The organism is Eubacterium sp. BIOML-A2 (assembly GCF_009680135.1).
In the GTDB taxonomy this organism is placed as follows: Bacteria; Bacillota; Clostridia; order Lachnospirales; family Lachnospiraceae; genus Faecalicatena; species Faecalicatena contortus_B.
Genome location: NZ_WKZK01000121.1, coordinates 1 through 1,665, shown reverse-complemented (window position 1 = coordinate 1,665; position 1,665 = coordinate 1). Strand labels below are relative to the sequence as shown.

4 protein-coding genes are annotated in these 1,665 nt (G+C 33.5%); 1 reads left to right on the top strand and 3 read right to left on the bottom strand.

Going from position 1 to position 1,665, the window contains the following annotated elements; translation table 11 throughout:
- Nucleotides 1-17 precede the first annotated feature (17 nt).
- From GKG43_RS22755 to GKG43_RS22745, 3 genes are all read right to left on the bottom strand, one after another.
- Entirely contained in the window at nucleotides 18-269 is a 252-nt protein-coding gene (locus GKG43_RS22755; protein WP_243125902.1) for a hypothetical protein, read from the bottom strand.
- Between the two features lie 57 nt (nucleotides 270-326).
- Nucleotides 327-647 (bottom strand): helix-turn-helix transcriptional regulator, encoded by a 321-nt coding sequence (locus GKG43_RS22750; protein WP_013976760.1) that lies wholly within the window; start codon nucleotides 645-647, stop codon nucleotides 327-329.
- Nucleotides 648-771: 124 nt separating this feature from the next.
- Complete coding sequence (locus GKG43_RS22745) at nucleotides 772-987, bottom strand: hypothetical protein (RefSeq protein WP_015525605.1); 216 nt, start codon at nucleotides 985-987, stop codon at nucleotides 772-774.
- 225 nt (nucleotides 988-1,212) lie between these two features.
- On the opposite strand from GKG43_RS22745, the gene GKG43_RS22740 reads away from it, so the two are divergent.
- Entirely contained in the window at nucleotides 1,213-1,593 is a 381-nt protein-coding gene (locus GKG43_RS22740; protein WP_129880157.1) for a helix-turn-helix transcriptional regulator, read from the top strand.
- Nucleotides 1,594-1,665: the final 72 nt, after the last annotated feature.

The window sequence follows — 1,665 nt, the reverse complement described above, 5'->3', positions numbered from 1 at the left end:
CCTTGGCTGACCGCCATTTAAGTTCCAGGGTGGCCGCCGAATATGGCACAGGTGGCCGTTTTGGCTGGCAATCTGCAATCTGGAACTTTCTTAAAACAACGCATATGAGCTTCTGCCTTTTTTATAATTGTTTCCAATTGTTCATCATGCCATTTTTTATCCTCTAGTATCTCTTCTTCTGACATTTGCGCTTTTTCTGCATTAATTTCTCTTTGCATTTCTTCCAATTCACGCTGTGCAATATCATAATATTTCTTTTCAATCACCATAATCTCCCAACTCCATAAAAAAAGAAACAGTCAACATTTTCGTTACAACTGTTTCCTTTATTTTTGAAGTCCCCGGAGCATTTGTATCACTACATTCTGTTCTTTTTCATCAAGATTATTCCAAATATTCAAAACCTCTTGTTGTGATTCTGATAAGCTTACTGGAACATCCATTCCGGCAAAGAATTGTGCCATTGTTACTCCCAGTGCATCACATATCTTTTCTACAGTAGGCATAGTGGGTAAACTTTCTTTAGCAATAATTTTTCCAATCGAAGATTGAGATATACCAGTCAATTGTGACAGCCGATATTTACTCATATCACGTTTTTTACATAAAGCTATAATATTGTCCGCAATATAATCCTCTGTACGCAAGTAAATACACCTCTTTCCGATAGTAGTTACCTTAATTGTAACTAGAAATCCGAAAAAATATTAGAGATGTATCTTGCAAGTATTTACTAAGGGAAACAGTAGTATTAAAACAAAAAAAATAGAACTATATAAAGTTGTATTCCATTAATGTCAGCTTATTATCTAAATGCTCATATTCTCTTTGTATTTCTTCAATTTTATCATATAGTTTCAGCACTGTCGAACCCTTTATCATTTTATTTTCTTGGCACATCTGCCGGAATTTTTCTTTGTACTCCCGCAGTATTCTTCCTTTTTCCTCTAATTCCTCCAGTGTTTTAATTTCCTCTTTATCTGCCATGTATTTTCCTCTCAGACATAATTTTTAATACATAAATAATAACCTTTTTTTCGCTGTTGTTCAATTACAACTTATCGCCTTTTTCTCCCATCAATCGACAATCTTCTTTTTGCTATATACATATGATATACTTCTTTTTATACAACCAATTACTATTGTATAACTCACCATTTTTTCTATCTACAACACAAAAAAGTCAAGTTGTGATGGAAAGGAGGTGAGGACATGGAAATAAATTATGCACTTATAGGCAAACGTATAAGAGAAACCCGCAAACAACGAGGATTATCTGCCGAGGAGCTGGCTGAAATCGCTGATCTTTCTACTGTTTATATAAGCTATATAGAAAATGCCAAGCGTAAACCCAGTTTAGAATCTTTAATCAAAATTAGCAATGCCCTTGAAATTACTATTGATGAATTACTCTATGGAAACTTGTTATACAATCCTACGGAATATCAAACTGATATTGATTTATTAATGGCAGATTGTACCAGCACTGAAAAACGTTACATATTCGAGGTTCTTTCAGCCATAAAGAATATTTTACGAATCAATGATTGGCATCTATCCTCAAAACACAATTACGATGCTGATAACCTATAATGGTCTCATAAATTAAGACACTTTTTCGGACAGATTTTAATGAATCTGATATACTAAAATCAGTATGAAAGA